General features: G+C 71.1%; 16 protein-coding genes. 2 read left to right on the top strand and 14 right to left on the bottom strand.

Features of this window, described 5'->3' with window-relative positions; genetic code table 11:
• Positions 1-125 precede the first annotated feature (125 nt).
• A complete protein-coding gene (locus tag ABCS02_RS28670; protein ID WP_345839116.1) occupies positions 126-1019 on the top strand; it encodes a glycerophosphodiester phosphodiesterase family protein in 894 nt (297 codons plus the stop codon).
• 54 nt (positions 1020-1073) lie between these two features.
• On the opposite strand, the gene ABCS02_RS28665 is transcribed toward ABCS02_RS28670, so the two are convergent.
• Positions 1074-2189: a methyltransferase gene (locus ABCS02_RS28665; RefSeq protein WP_345839115.1), complete on the bottom strand. Its 1116-nt coding sequence runs from the start codon at positions 2187-2189 to the stop codon at positions 1074-1076.
• A gap of 47 nt (positions 2190-2236) precedes the next feature.
• On the opposite strand from ABCS02_RS28665, the gene ABCS02_RS28660 reads away from it, so the two are divergent.
• A complete protein-coding gene (locus tag ABCS02_RS28660; RefSeq protein WP_345839114.1) occupies positions 2237-2713 on the top strand; it encodes a hypothetical protein in 477 nt (158 codons plus the stop codon).
• Positions 2714-2726: 13 nt separating this feature from the next.
• On the opposite strand, the gene ABCS02_RS28655 is transcribed toward ABCS02_RS28660, so the two are convergent.
• The 13 genes from ABCS02_RS28655 to ABCS02_RS28595 all read right to left on the bottom strand — a co-directional run bounded on the left by ABCS02_RS28655 (position 2727) and on the right by ABCS02_RS28595 (position 17126).
• Positions 2727-3275 carry an isochorismatase family protein gene (locus ABCS02_RS28655; RefSeq protein WP_345839113.1) on the bottom strand — a complete coding sequence of 183 codons (549 nt, stop codon included), beginning with the start codon at positions 3273-3275 and terminating at the stop codon, positions 2727-2729.
• Positions 3276-3300: 25 nt separating this feature from the next.
• Positions 3301-5541, bottom strand: a complete 2241-nt coding sequence (locus tag ABCS02_RS28650) for a TIM-barrel domain-containing protein (protein WP_345839112.1) — start codon at positions 5539-5541, stop codon at positions 3301-3303.
• Entirely contained in the window at positions 5538-6680 is a 1143-nt protein-coding gene (locus tag ABCS02_RS28645; RefSeq protein ID WP_345839111.1) for a glycoside hydrolase family 15 protein, read from the bottom strand. Before ABCS02_RS28645 ends, ABCS02_RS28650 begins: the two co-directional genes overlap by 4 nt.
• 77 nt (positions 6681-6757) lie before the next feature.
• Positions 6758-7999 (bottom strand): sugar ABC transporter substrate-binding protein, encoded by a 1242-nt coding sequence (locus ABCS02_RS28640; RefSeq protein ID WP_345839110.1) that lies wholly within the window; start codon positions 7997-7999, stop codon positions 6758-6760.
• A 64-nt stretch (positions 8000-8063) separates the two neighbouring features.
• Entirely contained in the window at positions 8064-8879 is an 816-nt protein-coding gene (locus tag ABCS02_RS28635) for a carbohydrate ABC transporter permease (RefSeq protein WP_345839109.1), read from the bottom strand.
• Positions 8872-9825 (bottom strand): sugar ABC transporter permease, encoded by a 954-nt coding sequence (locus tag ABCS02_RS28630; RefSeq protein WP_345839108.1) that lies wholly within the window; start codon positions 9823-9825, stop codon positions 8872-8874. Before ABCS02_RS28630 ends, ABCS02_RS28635 begins: the two co-directional genes overlap by 8 nt.
• Complete coding sequence (locus ABCS02_RS28625; protein WP_345839107.1) at positions 9825-11033, bottom strand: ROK family protein; 1209 nt, start codon at positions 11031-11033, stop codon at positions 9825-9827. Before ABCS02_RS28625 ends, ABCS02_RS28630 begins: the two co-directional genes overlap by 1 nt.
• A 235-nt stretch (positions 11034-11268) precedes the next feature.
• Positions 11269-11775, bottom strand: a complete 507-nt coding sequence (locus tag ABCS02_RS28620; RefSeq protein WP_345839106.1) for a hypothetical protein — start codon at positions 11773-11775, stop codon at positions 11269-11271.
• Positions 11776-12084: 309 nt separating this feature from the next.
• Positions 12085-12420, bottom strand: coding sequence for a hypothetical protein (locus ABCS02_RS28615; protein WP_345839105.1), 336 nt, complete (start codon positions 12418-12420; stop codon positions 12085-12087).
• Positions 12417-12764: a hypothetical protein gene (locus tag ABCS02_RS28610; protein WP_345839104.1), complete on the bottom strand. Its 348-nt coding sequence runs from the start codon at positions 12762-12764 to the stop codon at positions 12417-12419. The genes ABCS02_RS28615 and ABCS02_RS28610 overlap by 4 nt, the downstream gene beginning before the upstream one ends.
• 8 nt (positions 12765-12772) lie before the next feature.
• The gene (locus tag ABCS02_RS28605) at positions 12773-14002 is read right to left on the bottom strand and encodes a hypothetical protein (RefSeq protein ID WP_345839103.1); all 1230 of its coding nucleotides are present in this window, start codon (positions 14000-14002) and stop codon (positions 12773-12775) included.
• Positions 13999-14304, bottom strand: a complete 306-nt coding sequence (locus tag ABCS02_RS28600) for a hypothetical protein (RefSeq protein WP_345839102.1) — start codon at positions 14302-14304, stop codon at positions 13999-14001. Before ABCS02_RS28600 ends, ABCS02_RS28605 begins: the two co-directional genes overlap by 4 nt.
• A gap of 356 nt (positions 14305-14660) precedes the next feature.
• Complete coding sequence (locus tag ABCS02_RS28595) at positions 14661-17126, bottom strand: glycoside hydrolase family 3 C-terminal domain-containing protein (RefSeq protein WP_345839101.1); 2466 nt, start codon at positions 17124-17126, stop codon at positions 14661-14663.
• Between the last annotated feature and the right edge of the window lie 7 nt (positions 17127-17133).

Raw genomic sequence — 17133 nt, 5'->3', positions numbered from 1 at the left:
GCGCTGCGACCTCCGCGGCCAGCGTGAGAAGCCCGGAAGCGTCGCATAGCCCATGCACAGGGCGGGGCGGTCGACCCCCGACGGGGTGTCTTCAAATCAGAGGCCGGATGTGCCTAGGGTTGCCCATGAGCGGCGACGAGGAGCGGCAGCCCGGGAAGGTCTCCCGGCGCGCGGTCATCGGCGTGTCGGTGGGCGCCGTCGCGGCGGTGGCCGCCGGCGCGGTCGGCGTCGGCTCGCTGCTCTCCGCGGCCGACCGGACCTCGCCGGGCGCGACGCCGTCCACCGGCTCCGGGATGCTGACGGTCGCGCACCACGGCGGCTCCCGGGACTGGCCGGAGATGTCGATGCTCGGCTACCGCAACTCCGTCCTGCTCGGGGCCAGGGCGCTGGAGGTCTCGCTCGCGCGCACTCGTGACGGGGTCTGGTTCGGGCTGCACGACGCCACCCTCGACCGCACGTCAGGGACCACGGACTTCGTGGCGGCGGAGCACACCTGGGCGGAGGTCTCCCAGCACCGCATCTCGGCCGCGGGGACCACGAACCCGTCGCAGCCGGCGCAGCCGTACGCGCGCTTCGAGGACATCGTCGCCGCCTTCGCCGCGACGCACGTGCTCTACGTCGACCCGAAGGTCGTGCCTGGCATCCACTTCCCCGAGCTGTTCGCGATCATGTCCCGCGCGCCGTCGCCTGCGCGCGCCTTCGTGGCCAAGGGCTACTGCACGGCGACGGAGTGGCCCGCGCAGGCCGCCGCGCGCGGCTACCGCGGCTGGGGGTATTACTACGCGTCGGAGGTGGAGGCCGACGCGAAGCTGCTGACGTCGACGCAGGCGCGCTGGACGTCGCTGGGCCTCGACTACAACGGCTCCCCCGCGGTGTGGGAGCGGATGCGGAAGCTCGGCAAGCCGGTGCTGGCGCACGTGGTCCCCGACGCCGCCGGTGCCGAGACCGCCCGCAGGCGCGGCGCCTCCGGCATGGTCGTCTCCGGCGTGCGCGAAGTCCTCGCGCCGAAGGGCACCTAAACGCCCCTAAAGCGCGGTTTTAGGGGCGTTTACGTGCCCCTCGGCGGTGGTGGGTCAGGGGCGGCGGGAGGCGGTGACGGTGAATTTGGGGTTGCGGGCGATCTGACGGGTCGGGCCGACGGCGCGCTCCAGGGCGGGGCGGTAGCCGAGGTGCGAGTTCCACACCGTCCACAGCTCGCCTCCCGGCGCCAGCACGCGGCCGGCGTCGGCGAACATCCTGTGCGCGATCCCGGTGTGCACCGCGCCGCCGATGTGGAACGGCGGGTTGAGCACGATGAGGTCGGCCGACGCGTCCGGCTGCGAGGCCAGGCCGTCGTCGCGGACGACCTCCACCCGGTCGGCGACGCCGTTCGCTGCAGCCGTCGCCCGCGCCGACGCGACCGCCGCCGCGGACTGGTCGGTCGCGATCACGCGCAGACTCGGCCGGGAGGCGGCGAGCGCGGAGGCCAGCACCCCGGTCCCGCAGCCGAGGTCGATCGCCGTCCCGGCCTCCGGAACCGCGTCGTCGAGCACCGTCAGCAGGAACCGCGTCCCGATGTCCACCGTCGCGCCCGCGAAGGCCGCGCCGTAGGCGCAGACGTGGAGGCCGGTCGCCTCGTCGAACGCCCGGTCGGGCCAGCGGTCGAGCGCGAGCGCGGCGGCCGGCTCGGGGGTTCGCGCCGTGAGGACGCGGGCCTTCTGCCGGGCGAGCGACGCCTGGACGTCGCCGAAGACCTCGCCCAGCACGGCGTTCATCGCGGTGGTCATGTGCTTGAGCATCCCGGCCGCGTAGACCACGACCTCCGGATGCGCGTGCCCGGCGGTCAGCGCGGCGATCTCGGCGAGCGCCTCCAGGCTCCGCGGCAGGCGCAGCAGCAGGGTGCGGGCACCGGCGACGAGGGACGCGTCGAGCGGCCGGTGCTCGTACGTGCCGCCGAGCCCGAGGTCGGCGGCGTTGGCGTCGAGCGCCCGCTCGGCCGTGAGCGGGTCCTGGTGCACGCGGATGCCGCGGGCTCCGCGAGACGCCGCGGCGAGAGTGAGCGCCCCGTAGGCATCCCCGATGACGACCAGCCCGTCGCGGAGGACGTCGTCGCCGGCGATGTCGGCGATCAGCCGGTCGGCGGCGTCCGACGCGAAGAGGTTCGGCGCTTCGACGTCGGGGCGGCGGCGGAGGCGCTCGTAGGGGAACACCGGTTCAGTCAATCAGACCGGACCGCGCGGTGTGGTACTCCTGAGCCATGACCGACCCCGACCCGTACGTGCTCGCGCCCGGACTCGCGCCCACGCCGTTCACTGCCGCGGAGATCCGCGCCGGCTGCCCCGAAGGGCGGGTGTCGGTGGTCCGCCACCCCGACCGGCTGGTCGCCATCCGGTTCGCGGAGGGCGACGACGAGGGCGCCTGGATCGAGGACACGCCGCTGGACGAGGAGGGCCGCCCGGCCGGCGAGGTCGAACGCGAGCGGTCCACCTGGCTGGAGCTGCAGGAGCACGCCGCCTTCCCGGCGGAGCACACGACGATCGACCGCGTGGAGCTACTCGGGCCGTTGGCGCAGCGCCGCTGCCTGCGCTACCGAGTGCGGCGCGGGGACGCCACGCTCGTCTTCTGGTTCGCCGTCGACCTGCCGGGGATGCCGATCCGGGTGGACCGCTGCGAAGGCGGGGTGACGCTGACCACGCTCGAAGTGGTCGCGGTCTCCGGGGTCCCCGTCGCCTAGACGGTGACGTCGCCTAGAACGTGACGTCGGCCGCCCCGACGACCTCCGCCGTGCGCCCCGGCGCCCGGTGGTTGCCCCAGTACAGATTGGTGTGCGCGATGACGAGGTCGGGCGAGGGCGCGCCCCACTCGCTCAGGTCCTCCGTCGTGTGGGCGTCGCCGACCAGCGTCACGTCGTAGCCGCGCACGAGGCCGCCGTGGATGGTCGAGCGGATGCACTCGTCGGTCTGCGAGCCGGTGACGACGAGCCGGCCGACGCCCGCGGCGGCGAGCACCTCCTCCAGCTGCGTCTCCTCGAACGCGTCGGCGTAGTGCTTGGGCACCAGCGCCTCCGCCTCGTCGCGCGTCAACTCCGGCACGTACTCCCACGCCTCGCTGCCGTACTCGACGTTCTCGTCGGAGTGCTGGATCCACACGACCGGCACGCCTTCGGAGCGCGCCCGGTCGACGAGGCCGCGGATGTTCCCGACCACGTCGTCCCGGCGGTACGCGCCGCCGATGACCCCGTTCTGGACGTCGATCACCAGCAGCGCGGAACCCTCGCGGCCGTGGAGTGTTGTCATGCGATCCCCCTCAACGGGGACGAGGTTACCCCTCGCCGAACGGGAACGCGACACGCAGCCGCTCGGTCGCGGCGGCCCGGGCGAAGACCGGGATCCGGTCGATCGGCGCGGCGGCGTCGACCGTGCGGCCCCCGGCGATGCGCTCGCCGCTCCAGACGTCCGCCCAGTCACCTTCCGGCAGGTAGACGGCGACCGTGTCGGCGCCCGGCTCCAGCACCGGGGCGACCAGGAGGTCGTCGCCCAGCATCCACTCGCCGCCCGCCCGCCAGACCTCGGGGTCGCCGGGGTGGTCGAAGAACAGCGGGCGCATCAGCGGCCGGTCGGTCGCGATCGTCTTCGCGGCCTCCTCGGTCAGGTACGGGAGCAGGCGCTCGCGGAGCTGGACGAACTCGCGGAACAGCGGGAGGACCCGCTCATCCCCGGTCCGCTCGGCGATGTTCCACGGGGTGCGGTCGCGCGACGGGGTGCGGTGGTGGTTGAACTCGGAGTGGTACTGCATGATCGGCATGAACACGCTGGCCGCCGTCGCCCGCAGGTACAGCTCGGCGTCGGGGATGTCGCCGGAGAACCCGGCGATGTCCCAGCCCCAGTACACGACACCGCTCGCGGCGGCGGAGAGGCCGGCGTTCACGGACCAGCGGAAGGCGTCCCAGGTGGAGTTCTCGTCGCCGGCCCAGAACGCGCCGTGCGCCTGCGAGCCGGAGAAGCCGGCGCGGCTGAAGGTGACGGGCGCCTTGCCGGAGGAGCGCAGGAGGTCGCCGTACGCGGCCGCGTACGCGACCGGGAACAGGTTGTTCTTCTCGTCGCCGCGCCGGCCGTCGAGGTAGACCAGCTCGCCGCCCCAGGCGTGCTCGCCGCCGTCTGTCTTGAAGCCGTCCACGCCGACCTCGTCCACGAGGTAGCGGCGCTTCTCTGTCCACCACTCCGCAGCGCGACGGTCGGTGAGGTCGGGCATCAGCGCGAGCGGGAACCACCAGCCGCGGTTGCGGTACGGCCGGGTCCCGCCGCCGGGCGCCGGCTCGGCGATCAGGACATCGGCGTCGATCGCCGCCTGCGCGTCGGCCGCCGCCTGGCCCTGCGGGTGCGGGCGCATCTTCATCAGCGGGATCTGCCACAGGTGCAGGCGGATGTCGCGCGCGTGCAGTTCGTCGGTCATCCCCTTCGGGTCGGGCCAGGCGCCCTCCGCGGGGAAGTCGAAGTCGGCGAGGCGGTGCGGCGCGCCATCCTTTGTCACCGCGTACCGGGCGTCCCGGAACGCGGTGAAGGTGCTCTCGTCGCTCCACGCCTCGATGACGACCGAGCCGACGGGGATGTCGTGCTCGCGGTGGAGGTCCATCTGCCGCATGACCTCGGCCTGCGTGTTCCACTCGTTGCCGCTGGCCCAGAGCCGGAAGACCCAGGACGGCAGCTCCTCCGCGCGGCCGACCCCGTCGAGGAAGCCGCCCAGCACCGTCGCCGGGTCGCCGTCGAAGAAGCGGACGTCTAGCGAGCCGTCCGGCCCGGTCTGCGCCTCCACTCCGATGACCGCGGGGTCGGTGGCGCCGAGGTCGAACCAGACCCGGCGCGAGGTGACGACGTGGAAGCCCCAGCCGTCGCCGCCGACGACGTGCGCGAAGGGCATGGGGAGGTAGGTCTTCCTCTCCGCGCCCTGGCTCTTGTACTGCTCGAAGACGACCGAGTCGAGCTCGGCGCCGGTGTGGTCGAGCGTGTCGTAGCGCTCGCCGAACCCGGTCACGTGCTCCCCCGCGGCGAGGCGGAGGGCGAAGCGCACCCGGTGAACGCGCACGCCGTCGTCGAGGGCCTCGACGGAGCCGGGAATGACGCGGGAGGCGCCGATGGCCGCCACGAGATCGGGGGCGGGGCGCCAGGTCGCCGCGCGGACGTCGAACCAGCGGGTGCGCTCGGTCCGGCCGTCCTCGTGGTGCGCGGTGAACCGGTAGCCGTAGGTGCCGCCGGCCTGCAGCGCCGGGGTGACGACCTGCCAGCCGCCGACCGCGCGGGCGAGCTTGGCCTGCGCCGAGGCGAGGTGGCCGCCGTCGGTGACCCGGCCGCGGGAGGTCGTCGCGACGCGCTCCAGCGTCAGCTCGGAGGACTCGGCCGCGCCGCCGTCGGGCGTCCAGACGAGCTCCGCGGTGACCGCGTCGACGCTCGCGTCGGCGCGCGCCCCGAGGGCGGCGGTCCCGCCGGCCTCTGGCTCGACGGGCCAGCGCTGCTCGGTGTCGACGGAGTAGGGGTGACCGGAGCCGGCGGGCCGGTGACGGATCATCGTGCGAGTCCTTCCAGGACGGAGTCGGTTGCGGTATCGGAGGCAGTGGTGTCGAGCTCGGCGCCGAGGCGCAGCAGCATGGCGTGGCTCCAGAGCAGGGGCGTGGCCACGGTCCCCCACCGTTCCACCCACTCCCAGCGCATGCGCGGCGCGATCAGATGGGCGCCGACCTGCTCGGGGAGGTCGAGCTCCTCGGTGGCGGTGGAGGCCGCCCACTCGTACAGCTCGACCGCGCGGGCGCGGTCGCCGGCGGCGAGCTGGGCGAGGCCGAGGAAGCAGCTCAGCAGCGGCCACTGGCCGCCGCCGAAGAAGGTGTCGCCGAGGTAGCGGTGCGTTCCCCCGTTGACGGTGAGGTGGCGCTCCAGCACGTCGATGGTCGCCGCGCCCAGCCCGGAGGCGGGGTCGGCGAAGCCCAGCGGGGCGAGCGCGGAGGCGAGGCTGCCGTCGACCGCGGTGCTGCCGAGCCACTTCACCAGGTGGCCGGAGAGCGTCCCGCGCTCGGCCACCAGCTCGCGGATCGCGGCCGACGCCTTCCGGGCGCCGGACTCCCGCGCGCCGTCGAGGAGGCCGGCGCCGGCGACGGCGTCCAGCCCGGCCGCGACGCACGCCAGCGTGGAGACGTGCACGTGCTCGCTGTGCTCCTCCCACCAGTCGTAGCAGGGGCGGTCCCACGACGCGACGAGGTAGTCCACCGTCAGCTCGATCGCCGGCAGCCAGCGCGCGGCGTCGGCGCCGTGGCGATCGGAGTGCTCCACCAGCGCCCACAGCCACGTCCCGTAGCCGTCGAGCTGGAAGTCCCACCACTCGTCGCCGCCCACGCCGCCGGCGAAGGTGTAGCGGGCGGGCAGCATCTGCGCGCCCGCCGGGGGCCGGCCGGCCTCCGTCTCCGCGACGATCCAGCGGATGTGGTCGGCACGCGCCGTGAGCACGGCGGCGCACCAGTCGAAGAACCGCTCGGCGCTCTCCGCCTCGCCGACCGCCGACATGCCGTCCGCGATGAACGCGCCGTCGCGGAACCAGCTGTAGCCGGTGTACGCCGAGAACGTCGGGCTGGCGGGGTACGCGCCCTCCGGAGTCTGGAGGCGGCCGATCAGCGCGCGGCTGTGCTCGGCGAGCGGGGAGGAGGTGTAACGAGGCACGTCGGTTCTTCCGTGTTGTGGGTGGGCGAGCCCGGCCGCGCCGGGGTGGGGGGTCCCTGGCGCGGCCGGACGATCTCTCACTTGAGCAGCGAGGTGACCTGGTCGGCCGTCGACGGGATCGAGGAGGACGACTTCTGGCGTCCCGCGGCGATCTCGCCGAGGGCGTTCGTCACGGTGTCCTGGATCTTCTGCGAGTTGGCGCCGAGCTGCGGCGCGGTCGCGACGTGGTCGAGCGAGTCGAACACGGCCTGGCGGTTGGCGGGCGTTCCGGCGGTCAGGTACGGCTTGAGCAGCGAGTCCTCGCTGATCGCGGGGATCTCCCAGCCCGACTTCAGGCGCACGTCCACCATCTCCTTGGAGCTGGTGAGGTAGTCGGCCCACTTCTGCGCGGCAGCCTTGTCCTTGGCGTCCTTGGAGACCACGACCGCGTTCGAGAACGTGGCGCTGGCCTTCTGGGTGTCACCCGGCTCGACCTGGACGTCCCAGCCGAAGGGCAGCGTGCCCAGCGTGCTGAACATCCAGATGCCGGTGTGCCACATGGCGAGCTTGCCGGACTTGAACAGGTTCGTGTCGAAGTCGGCCGTGCCGGCGCCCTGGGCGGCGGTCGGCATCACGGTGCCGGACTTGCCCGCGATCCAGTCGGCGGCCTTCTGGCCGGCTGCGTCGTCGAACGCGGCCTTCTTGCCGTTGCTGCTGAGGAACTGGCCTCCCGCCTGCTGGACGGCCTTGTAGTACTCGTTGTAGGTGACGGGCTGGTAGTCGCCCCAGACGCCGGCCGACTTGTCGGTCAGCTTCTCGGCCGCGGCCTTCTCGTCCGCCCAGGTCCAGTCCTTGGTCGGGTACTTCACGCCGGCCTTGTCGAAGAGGCTCTTGTTGTAGAACAGCACGACGTTCGAGAACGACGTCGGGAGGCCGTACTGCTTGCCGCCGGTCTTGTAGGTGTCCAGCACCGAGGTGCGGTACTTGGCGGAGTCCACGTTGTCGAGCGGCGCGAGGACGCCGTCCGCCTGGTAGGTCGCGTAGCTGCCCGCGTCGACGTCGAACACGTCGGCCTGCGTGCCCGCCGAGAGGTCGGTCTGGAGCTTCGTGAAGTAGTTGGCGTAGTCGGTGGTGGTGACCTTGACCGTGATGTTCGGGTTGGCCTTCTCGAACGCCGAGACGATGGCCTGGAGGTTCTTCTCGTTGCCTCCGTTCGAGATGAAGTTGGAGTACGTGACGGTGGCCTTGCCGCCGTCCGAGCTGCCGGAGGACGAGCAGCCGGCCAGTCCGACCGCGGCGAGGGCCGCGACGGCGATGCCGGCGACGAGTGACTTCTTCATGGGGGTGCGATCTCCTTCGATGCTGTGTTTCGTGGGGGTTGGGGGGTGGAGGGGGGCTCCCGGCCTACTTGAGACCGGTGCCCGCGACGCCCTGCACGATGTACTTCTGGGCGAAGATGTAGAGCGCGAACATCGGCAGGATGCTGATCACCGAGCCGGCCATCAGGACGTCCCACTGCGTGGAGTACTGGCCCTGGAGGCTGGAGAGGGCGACGGGCAACGTCTGCATGAGCGGATCGCGCAGGATGATGAGCGGCCAGAGGAAGCTGTTCCAGGTGTTGAGGAACGCGAAGACCGCGAGGGTGGCGAGCGCCGGGCGGATCAGCGGCAGCACGATCTGGAAGAACACCCGGAAGTGCCCGGCGCCGTCGAGGGTGGCCGCCTGGTCGAGCTCGTAGGGCACCGTGCTGATGGCCTGCCGCAGCAGGAAGACCCCGAACGCGGACGCGATGGTCGGGAGGATGGCTCCCGCGTACGTGTTGATCAGCCCGAGCGACTTCATCTCCACGAACAGCGGCACGATGAGCACCTGGAACGGGATCATCATGGTCGCCAGGTAGAGCAGGAAGATCGCGCCTCGGCCGCGGAACGGCAGCCGTGCGAACACGTACGCGGCCATCGCGCTCGTCACGAGCTGGAACGCCGTGCTGATCACGGCGATGATCAGGGAGTTCACGATCACCTGGGCGAACGGCACCCGCTCGAACAGGGCCAGGTACGGCGCCAGCGAGGGGTTGTCCGGGATGAGCTTCGGCGTGCTGGTGAGGCTCGCGCCGGGGCTGATCGAGGTGACGACCGTCCAGACGAACGGGAAGATCATCACCAGCGCGCCCACGATCACCGCGACGTAGAGCACCGTCTTCGCGGCCGGGTTACGCATAGTTCACCCACTTCTTCTGGCCGTAGAACTGCACGAGCGTGACGATGAGGATGACGATGAAGAGGAGCCACGAGAGGGCGGAGGCCATGCCCGCCTGCCCGTAGCGGAAGGTCAGGTCGTAGACCTGCTGCACGACCACCTCGCTGGAGTTGTTCGGGCCGCCTCCCGTCATCACGTACACCTGGTCGAAGACCTGGAAGCCGTTGATGAGCGAGAGCACGATCACGAAGAAGGTCGAGGGCGACAGCATCGGCAGCGTGATGCTGAACAGCCTCCGCCACCAGCCCGCTCCGTCGATCTCCGCGGCCTCGTACAGGTCCGGGTTGATCGTCTGGAGGCCGGCGAGCAGGATGACCATGACGAAGCCGAGGTCCTTCCACGCCGACGCCAGGATGATCGACGGCATCGACCACGCGGGGTCCGCCCACCAGCCGGGGCCGTGGATGCCCACCAGGCCGAGGACGTAGTTCACGACGCCGACGCTGGGGTTGAGCAGCCAGCGCCAGACCAGCGCCACCACCACCCAGCTCGTGACCACCGGGAGGAAGTACACGCCGCGGAGGAACGAGCGACCCTTGAGCTTGGAGTTCAGCGCGAGGGCCAGGCCCAGGCCGCCGACGTAGACCAGCGGCAGGTAGCCCACGATGTAGTAGACCGTGTGCAGGAAGGCCTGCTGCGTCGCCGGGTCGGTGAGCAGGTGGGCGTAGTTGTCGAAGCCGACCCACTTCATGTCGCCGATCAGGTTCCACTCGTGGAGGCTGGTCCACGCCGCCGAGATCATCGGGCCGATCACGAACGCGAGCAGCGGGATGAGGCTCGGCAGGAGGAACACCGCGACGATGCCCCCGTAGCCGAGGCGGCGCTTCAGCGGGCGCTTGCGCACGGGACGCGAGCCTCCCGGCCTGCGCTCGGCGACCTCGGTGGGCCGCACGGCCGACATGACCATCAGCGGCCTCCCGCCGTGGAGACGAGCCGTTCGCGGACCAGCCGGCCCTGCTCGCCGGCGACGCCGCTGGAGTCGAACGGTGTGGCGAGCACGAGCGCCGCGGCGCCCTGCGCCCAGCGGTCGTCCTGCCAGCTCTCGACGGCCACGGCGACGCCGCGCTTGCCGGGGACGAGCGACGCGCGGAGGGCGGGCTCGAAGGTCCCGGCCCAGTGCTGCCAGGCCTCCACGCCCTCGCCGAGGAGGACGACGAGCTCGGGGTCGAGGACGTTGACGACGCCGGCGAGCGCGCGCCCGAACACCCGGCCCGCGTCGGCGTAGATCCGCGTGGCGCGCTCGTCTCCGTCGTTCGCGGCCGAGCGGAGGGCGTCGATGCCGTCGGTCTCGCCGAGGATCCCAGCCTCCCGGCCGGCGGCGACGAGCGCGCCCTGGCCGACGACGGCCTCCAGGCAGCCGCGGTTGCCGCACTGGCAGAGCGGGCCGTCGGGGACGACCGGCACGTGACCGATGTCGCCGGCGCCGCCCGAGCGTCCGCGGAGGATCGAGCCGCCCGCGACCACACCGGCGCCGACGCCGTTGCCGATCGTGACGACGAGGAAGTCCTGGAAGTCGCGTCCCTGGCCGAAGAGCTTCTCGGCCACGCTCAGCGCGTTCACGTTGTTCTCGACCACGACCGGGAGGTCGAGCGCCCGCCGCAGGGTCGCGCCGAGCGGCACCTGGTTCCAGCGGAGCTGCGTGGAGTCGACCACGCCGACGCCCTGTTCGAGCACCGTGCCGGGCAGGCCGACTCCGACGCCGAGGACGGGGGTGCCGTCGCCGGAAGCGATGAAGGCGCGGAGGCGCTCGACCAGGCCGGAGGCGGCGAGCGGCGACACGGCGTCGAACTCCTCGGTCGCCGAGCGGAGCACCGAGCCGTCGATGCCGACCTCCACGAAGGCGATGTGGTCGGGGGCGACCTTGACGCCGATCGAGGAGGCGGTCCGGGAGACGAGCCCCAGCATGCGGGCGGGGCGGCCGCCTCCCGAGCTGGCGTGGTCGAGCTCCTCCAGCAGGCCGTCCGCGAGGAGGTCGCGCGTGAGCTGGGTGACCAGCGCCGGCGAGACGCCGAGCCTGCGGGCCAGGTCGGCCCGCGATGCCGGGCCGTGCGCGCCGAGGTGGGCGAGGATCGCCGTGCGATTCACATCGGTGCGGGAGAGGGAGGAGAGCGCCATTGCCTGCCTTTGTTCAGGAGTAAATAAACCATAGAACATAGTCGTAAACAAAGCAACAGCGGAAAATGGTGCGCCCCCTCGGCGGGATGGTCACGGCAGGTGGCATATGGGCGGAAGCCTTTTGGGCTGCTCCCGTGACAATCGTTCGCAAATACGAGACCGGCGCGGTCACCACGAGGAGCCCCGCGAACTGACCTCCTACGGAAGCCGGCATTCCCCGCATCAACGGGTGGTCTCAGCGGACGGCGATACCGACGATGTCGTCGTCTGCACCGAGAATTTGGTGCGGGCTGGGCGTGGGAGTGGAGGTGCGTGGGATGCACCCTGGGTCGGGGTCATCTTGGAGCGGGAAGCTCCCGCCTCCCGATGTGCAGAATCCGGCTTCGAAGGGCACCAGGCGATACTGGTCGGGCACTTGGAGCACCACGCCATTTCTCGACAGCAGCGTGCCCGAGGTGTCGACGTCGCGAAGCGCTTCGTGCAGGGCCAGCACGTCGGCCACCTGCAACTCGCCTGCGGTGAGTTCGATGACCACGATGCCCGAACACCCTTCAGAGCAGCTACTCTCTGCGGTCACGGTGTACTGCAACCCAGTCCTAGTGGCCGGCTCGATCGCCTTCCTGACCTGAGGGACGTCGCGCTCCGCCGAGGCCCTCGCTTGTTCGGCGTTGGAGCACCCGCTCAGCACCGCCGCCAGAGAGAGGGCGAGTGCGATCGCCAGCCCCGAGCGCTTCTTCCGCATGATTCTCCTTCGCGTGGATCAATCTACGGTCGCCCGGCGGAGGTCGAAGTCGAACCGTGTGACGTCATTCGAGAACGTGGGCGCCTCACACTCTGCGCGATACGAGCGGAGCCGCGCCGAGGAGCGGGAGCGGCAGGATGAGCTCGACCGGCGCCGACTACGCTCACAAGTTCGCCCTCCGCCGCGCCCGGCTCGCGCGCCCCGCGGAACTGCGAGGTCGCCGACATTCCCGTCGCGCGCTCGTGTGTCTCGAAGACGACCGGCGCTTAGCGTTGATACGTGGGCTTGTGAAGGTTCGGCGCGAATCCGTCAGCCGGCGTCGTCGCGCTGTGCCAGGAAGCGGTCTCGCTGTTCGTCCTGTTCCCTGAGCATGGCGAAATACTCTTCTTCCAGCTCGCCGACCTTGCGGCCCGCGTACGCGACATTCTCTCCGGCGGCATCCGAGACGCGCTGGAGTTCCTGCCGGAAGCCCGGGTCGTCGGCCACCCCTTCGCGCGCGCCGAGACGGTAGAACGTCTCCCGCACCTGGTCGATTCGGGAGCGGTAGTGGCCGAGGTACTGCTCGGCCGACTCGATCCGCATCCGCGCGGTCCTTCGCTCCTTGTCCTGGGCGTCCTCCAGCTCCGCCAGCGATCGGTAGGTCACCATGCGATGCTGTTCACCCCCGCGGCGTAGTCACGCTCGGCCTTCAGCTCGTCGAGGCCACGCTGCACCGTGTCCGCGACGGCGCCGGCGAGGACCGTGTTGCCGACCTCGGCGGAGCCGAGGGTGAGGCCGATGCCGGTGTGCGCCGGCAGCACGATCGCGGACTCGCTGACCTTCACCGCAGCGCGGTCGGCTCGGACGATCGGCGGCATCAGGCTGTCCAACAGTTGGACGGCCGCACCGTGGACCTGCGCCTCGATCCAGTCCTGGACCTCCTGGACGCCGGTCCGTATCTCGCGGTCGATGCCGTCGAAGAGCTCGTGCACGAATTCTGCTGGGTCCATGGTTCCTTCTATCCGCCGAGCCCGAAGGTCACAGCCCACTGCGCGTCCTGTTGCAGGGTGTGCCGCACGGTCTGGGAGATCCCCTGGCTGAGCTGCCCCACCCGCTCGATGTGGCGGTCGACCCGCGCATCGACGGCCCGCACGGCATCCACGTCGACGTTCTGATGGACGTGCAGGCGGTGCCTGTCGACGCAGTGGTCGATGTCGTAGGCGGTGATGGTCGGCAGGACCGCGGCGGCGTTCTTCGCCGCCAGCAATCCGTCCTCCATCCGCGGGATGATCCGGCCGTTGGCCTGCTTGATCTGCGCCAGCGCAGCCGCTGTGCCGCCGATGCTGGCCGCGAGGCCGAGCGCGGCGAGGGAGTTGACCGCCACCATCGCCCCGGACGCATTCTTCGCCAGCGTCTTCATCGCCGCCGGGTTGCGCGAGATGCCCGCCAGCATCAACAGCACCGGGGAGAAAGCGACAGATGACCCGGGGAGGAGGGTGTCCACCGCGTTCGCGAGGATATCCTCCAGGCGATGGCCCTTCGCCCCGGTGTGCTTGAGCGACCCGTCCGGGTTGAAATCGAACACCTCTCTTCCGAGGTTGTGATAGGTCAACGGGTCAAGGCCCTGCTCAGCGGTCAGGAACACGGTGGCGCCGGTCCGGTGGGCGTAGAGGTTGGCGATGAGGTCCCACTCGATCACGTAGTTCGTCTGCCGCGCACGACCCGCCCCCTGCTCGGCTCCCAGCCGCTTCTTCGCCTGCGGCGACAACTGCGCCCACGGGTCCGGTGCGTTGAACGTCGTCGCGTCCCACCCGTTCTCCGCAGCCACCAACAACGCGAGGAACCCGCCCAGCGAATGCCCCGCCGTCGAAACAGTCGAGCCGGGGTACGTGTTACTCACCCGATCAGCGAAGAAGTGCGCATCGAGCACCTGAGACATCGGACCACTCGTACCCCCGACGACCGTCTCGACATCCTCCAGGATGTCCGCCCGGTGATCCGGATTCGTACCGGCGTAGGAGACGACGATGTGCGACATGTCCGGTACGCCGTCCACGACCGGCACGACGGCCATCGCCTGGAAACCGTTGACGGGATTGTCCTCAGTGTCGATCACCTGATATCGCTGCGTGTGCTCGCCGCTACCGGCGCGGAACCTTTCGCCAACGCTCAGCGGAGGATCCCGGACTAGTCGGTCGACATCGTAGGCTTCACGCGCAAGGTCCATGTATTGCTCGGCGGTCGTCACTCGATCACCTCCGACGTTCCATCGCTATAGACCACCGTCAACGGCAGGTGCGGTGCAGGTGTCGGCGCTTCGGGTGGCTCGCCAGTGCCGCCCACGAACGCCGGACCGCTGTCCGGCCCGATGATCACGTAGTACTCACCGCCCTCGACGGTTGCTATCGCATTTACTCGCCACGGCGCGCCGAGGCCCCCGCGACTGCCGTCCTGGGTGAACCGGACCTTCTCGACGTTCGGTTGCCACTCGTCGCGGAAGTAGAGCGCGGCCGCCCGCTGCTGCTCCTTCACCGGAGGGTCTGGTTTCATGAGGCGATTCCTTATCGGTGAACAGGCCGTGAGGCCGACGACCAGCGCAACGCCCAGCAGAGCGGCGCCCACCACTCGAACCACCCGCATGTGCACCTCGCTCCCGCGCCATCTGTTGAGAACCCGAATCCACCACCCGGACGGGATAGAGCCGTCACAGGAGGACCGGTCGTTCTACTCAACACGACGGTGACGAAGCGGAAACGGGCGAGACCCGGAGTCCGGGCCAATGATCACCTGATCGTTCACACCCACAACGTCGTCATCGGCAACAGCGGAAATGGTGCGCCCCCTCGGCCGGATGATCACGGCCGAGGGGGCGGGCTTTTCAGACGGACGGCGCAGCCGCCCCGGGGTCACACGGTGAACCGGATCGGCTCCCCGAGCGTCGCGACCGACGTGCCGACCTGCACCGCGTACTCGCCCGGCTCGGTCCGCCAGGCGTGGTCGTCGACCGACCAGTACTGCAGCGAGCGCGGCTCCATCTCGACGGTCGCGACCGCGGCCTCCCCCGCCTCCGCGCGGATCAGCGCGTAGCCGGCCAGCCAGATCACCGGGCGCTCGATGTCCGACTCGGACACCCGCGACAGGTACACCTGCACGATCTGCTTGCCCGCGCGGTCCCCCACGTTCGTGACCGGGACGCTGACCGCGTGACCGTCGAGGGTCGCCTCGCCGAGCTCCCAGTCGGTGTAGCCGAGGCCGTGGCCGAACGGGATGGCCGGGGCCGGGCCTCCGAGGGCCGCGCGGCGCAGCCACTCGCGGTAGCCGACGTTGAGCTTCTCGTCGTAGAACAGCTTCCCGTCGATCGGCTCGACCTGCCAGACCGGCACGTCCTCCTCGTCCGCCGCCCAGGTGGTGGGGATGCGGCCGCCGGGCTCGCGGGCGCCGGTGAGCACGTCGGCGAGCGCGCCGCCGGTCTCCTGGCCCGGGAACCAGGTGAGCAGCACGGCCGGGGCCTCCTCCAGCCAGGGGAGGATGACCGGGCCGCCCGAGTTGACGACCACCACGGTGCGCGGGTTGACCGCGAGCACCCGGCGGACGAGCTCGTCCTGGCCGTCCGGGAGGCGCAGCCCGGCGCGGTCGAAGCCCTCCGACTCCAGGGTCTCGGTCGTGCCGACGACGACCACGGCGACGTCGGAGGCCGCGGCCAGCTCGACCGCGCGGGCCAGCTCGGCCTCGGGGTCGGCGAACGGCTCCTCGTAGCCGAAGGTGAACATGACGGCCGCCAGCCCGGCCTGCTGCTGCGGCCGGTGCTCCAGGCGCAGAGAGACGCTCTGGCCGGCCTTCAGGTCGACCGGGAACGACTGCTTCGGCGGGTTGAGGAAGGCCATGAACGGGTCGGTGCCCTCCGGGAAGAACAGGCCGTCGCTCTTCAGCTCGCCGTCCACCTCGAAGCGGAACAGGCCGAGGCCCGCGAAACCGACCGAGTACTCGCCGTCCTCCGGCGCGGTGAACTCGGCGGTGGCCTCCACCACGGCGGTGTCGCCGAGGATCGGGTCGCCGAGCCAGACCAGCTTGCCGGAGGCGCGGTGCTCGTCGAGCAGCACGGCGCCGTCCTCCGCGAGGAAGCGGACGTGCACGCCGGGCTCGCCGGTCACCGGGTCGGTGGCGACACGGCCGTCGATCGGGAGGACGGACTCCGACGACTTCACGCCGGCCGCGTAGCGTACACGCTCGGCGCCGTACGCCTCGACCAGCCCGTCGAACGGCGTGACCACGTGGTCGGGGAAGACCGTCGCCGAGCCGCCGCCCTGCGTGCGGGCGATCCGGGCGTGCTCGCCCACGACGGCGACGGTCGGCGCGGCGGCGGGGTCGAGGGGCAGCACGCCCTGGTTCCGAACCAGCACCATCCCGTCGGCCGCGGCCTCGCGGAGCAGGGCGTCGATGCGCTCCTGCGGCCACGGCTCGGCCAGCGGGGTCGCGGCCTCCACGCTCTCCAGCGCGCCGAGGCGCCCGGCGAGCCGGAGGATGCGTCGCACCTTCTCGTCGATGGCGGCCTCGTCCACCTGGCCGGCCTGGACGGCCTGCACCAGCGCGTCGCCCCAGACGCCCTCCGGGCCGGGCATCGCCAGGTCCTGCGCGGAGCTCCCGGCGGCGACGGTGTCGCGCACGCCCATCCAGTCGGAGACCACGACGCCGTCGAAGCCCCACTCCTCTTTCAAGGGCGCGCGCAGCAGGTCGTTCTCGGTCATCGTCACGCCGTTGACCGAGTTGTAGGAGGACATCACCAGCCAGGCGCCGCCCTCCACGACCATGCGCTCGAACGGGGCGAGGTACACCTCGCGCAGGGTCCGCTCGTCCACCTGCACGTCGACGGTCATCCGGTCGGTCTCGCTGTCGTTCGCCACGTAGTGCTTGGGAGTGGCGCCGACGCCGCAGGACTGGATGCCCTTCACGAACGCGGTGCCGACGACGCCGGACAGCCACGGGTCCTCGCTGTACGCCTCGAAGTGCCGGCCTCCGCGCGGCGAGCGCTGGATGTTGACGGTCGGGCCGAGGGCGACGCCGACGCCCTTGCGGCGGGCCTCCGCCGCGATGAGCTGCCCGAGCCGGTGCACCCGTTCGACGTCCCACGACGCGGCGAGGGAGGTCGGCGACGGCAGGCTGGCGGAGGAGTCGCGCTCGTCCCAGAGCTGGCCGCGCACGCCGGCCGGCCCGTCGGAGACCACGATGGTCTCCAGGCCGATCTGCGGCTCGTCGTGCAGGGTCCAGAAGGAGGCTCCGGTGAGGAGGCGCACCTTCTGCGCGAGCGAGAGGGAGCCGAGCAGGCCGTCGAGGAACTCGTCGGCGACGCCCGTCTCGGTGGTGATGTCGGTCATGCGATGG

The organism is Microbacterium sp. X-17 (genome assembly GCF_039615055.1).
Note: the sequence above shows the minus strand (reverse complement) of the source record. Positions and strands in the feature narration are given on the sequence as shown.

Excerpts from the sequence above, each read along its gene's own strand:
- ABCS02_RS28670 (WP_345839116.1), top strand. The coding sequence starts at position 126 with ATGAGCGGCGACGAGGAGCGGCAGCCCGGGAAGGTCTCCCGGCGCGCG.
- ABCS02_RS28660 (WP_345839114.1), top strand. The coding sequence starts at position 2,237 with ATGACCGACCCCGACCCGTACGTGCTCGCGCCCGGACTCGCGCCCACG.
- ABCS02_RS28655 (WP_345839113.1), bottom strand. The coding sequence starts at position 3,275 with ATGACAACACTCCACGGCCGCGAGGGTTCCGCGCTGCTGGTGATCGAC.
- ABCS02_RS28650 (WP_345839112.1), bottom strand. The coding sequence starts at position 5,541 with ATGATCCGTCACCGGCCCGCCGGCTCCGGTCACCCCTACTCCGTCGAC.
- ABCS02_RS28640 (WP_345839110.1), bottom strand. The coding sequence starts at position 7,999 with ATGAAGAAGTCACTCGTCGCCGGCATCGCCGTCGCGGCCCTCGCCGCG.
- ABCS02_RS28635 (WP_345839109.1), bottom strand. The coding sequence starts at position 8,879 with ATGCGTAACCCGGCCGCGAAGACGGTGCTCTACGTCGCGGTGATCGTG.
- ABCS02_RS28630 (WP_345839108.1), bottom strand. The coding sequence starts at position 9,825 with ATGGTCATGTCGGCCGTGCGGCCCACCGAGGTCGCCGAGCGCAGGCCG.
- ABCS02_RS28625 (WP_345839107.1), bottom strand. The coding sequence starts at position 11,033 with ATGGCGCTCTCCTCCCTCTCCCGCACCGATGTGAATCGCACGGCGATC.
- ABCS02_RS28620 (WP_345839106.1), bottom strand. The coding sequence starts at position 11,775 with ATGCGGAAGAAGCGCTCGGGGCTGGCGATCGCACTCGCCCTCTCTCTG.
- ABCS02_RS28610 (WP_345839104.1), bottom strand. The coding sequence starts at position 12,764 with ATGGACCCAGCAGAATTCGTGCACGAGCTCTTCGACGGCATCGACCGC.
- ABCS02_RS28600 (WP_345839102.1), bottom strand. The coding sequence starts at position 14,304 with ATGAAACCAGACCCTCCGGTGAAGGAGCAGCAGCGGGCGGCCGCGCTC.
- ABCS02_RS28595 (WP_345839101.1), bottom strand. The coding sequence starts at position 17,126 with ATGACCGACATCACCACCGAGACGGGCGTCGCCGACGAGTTCCTCGAC.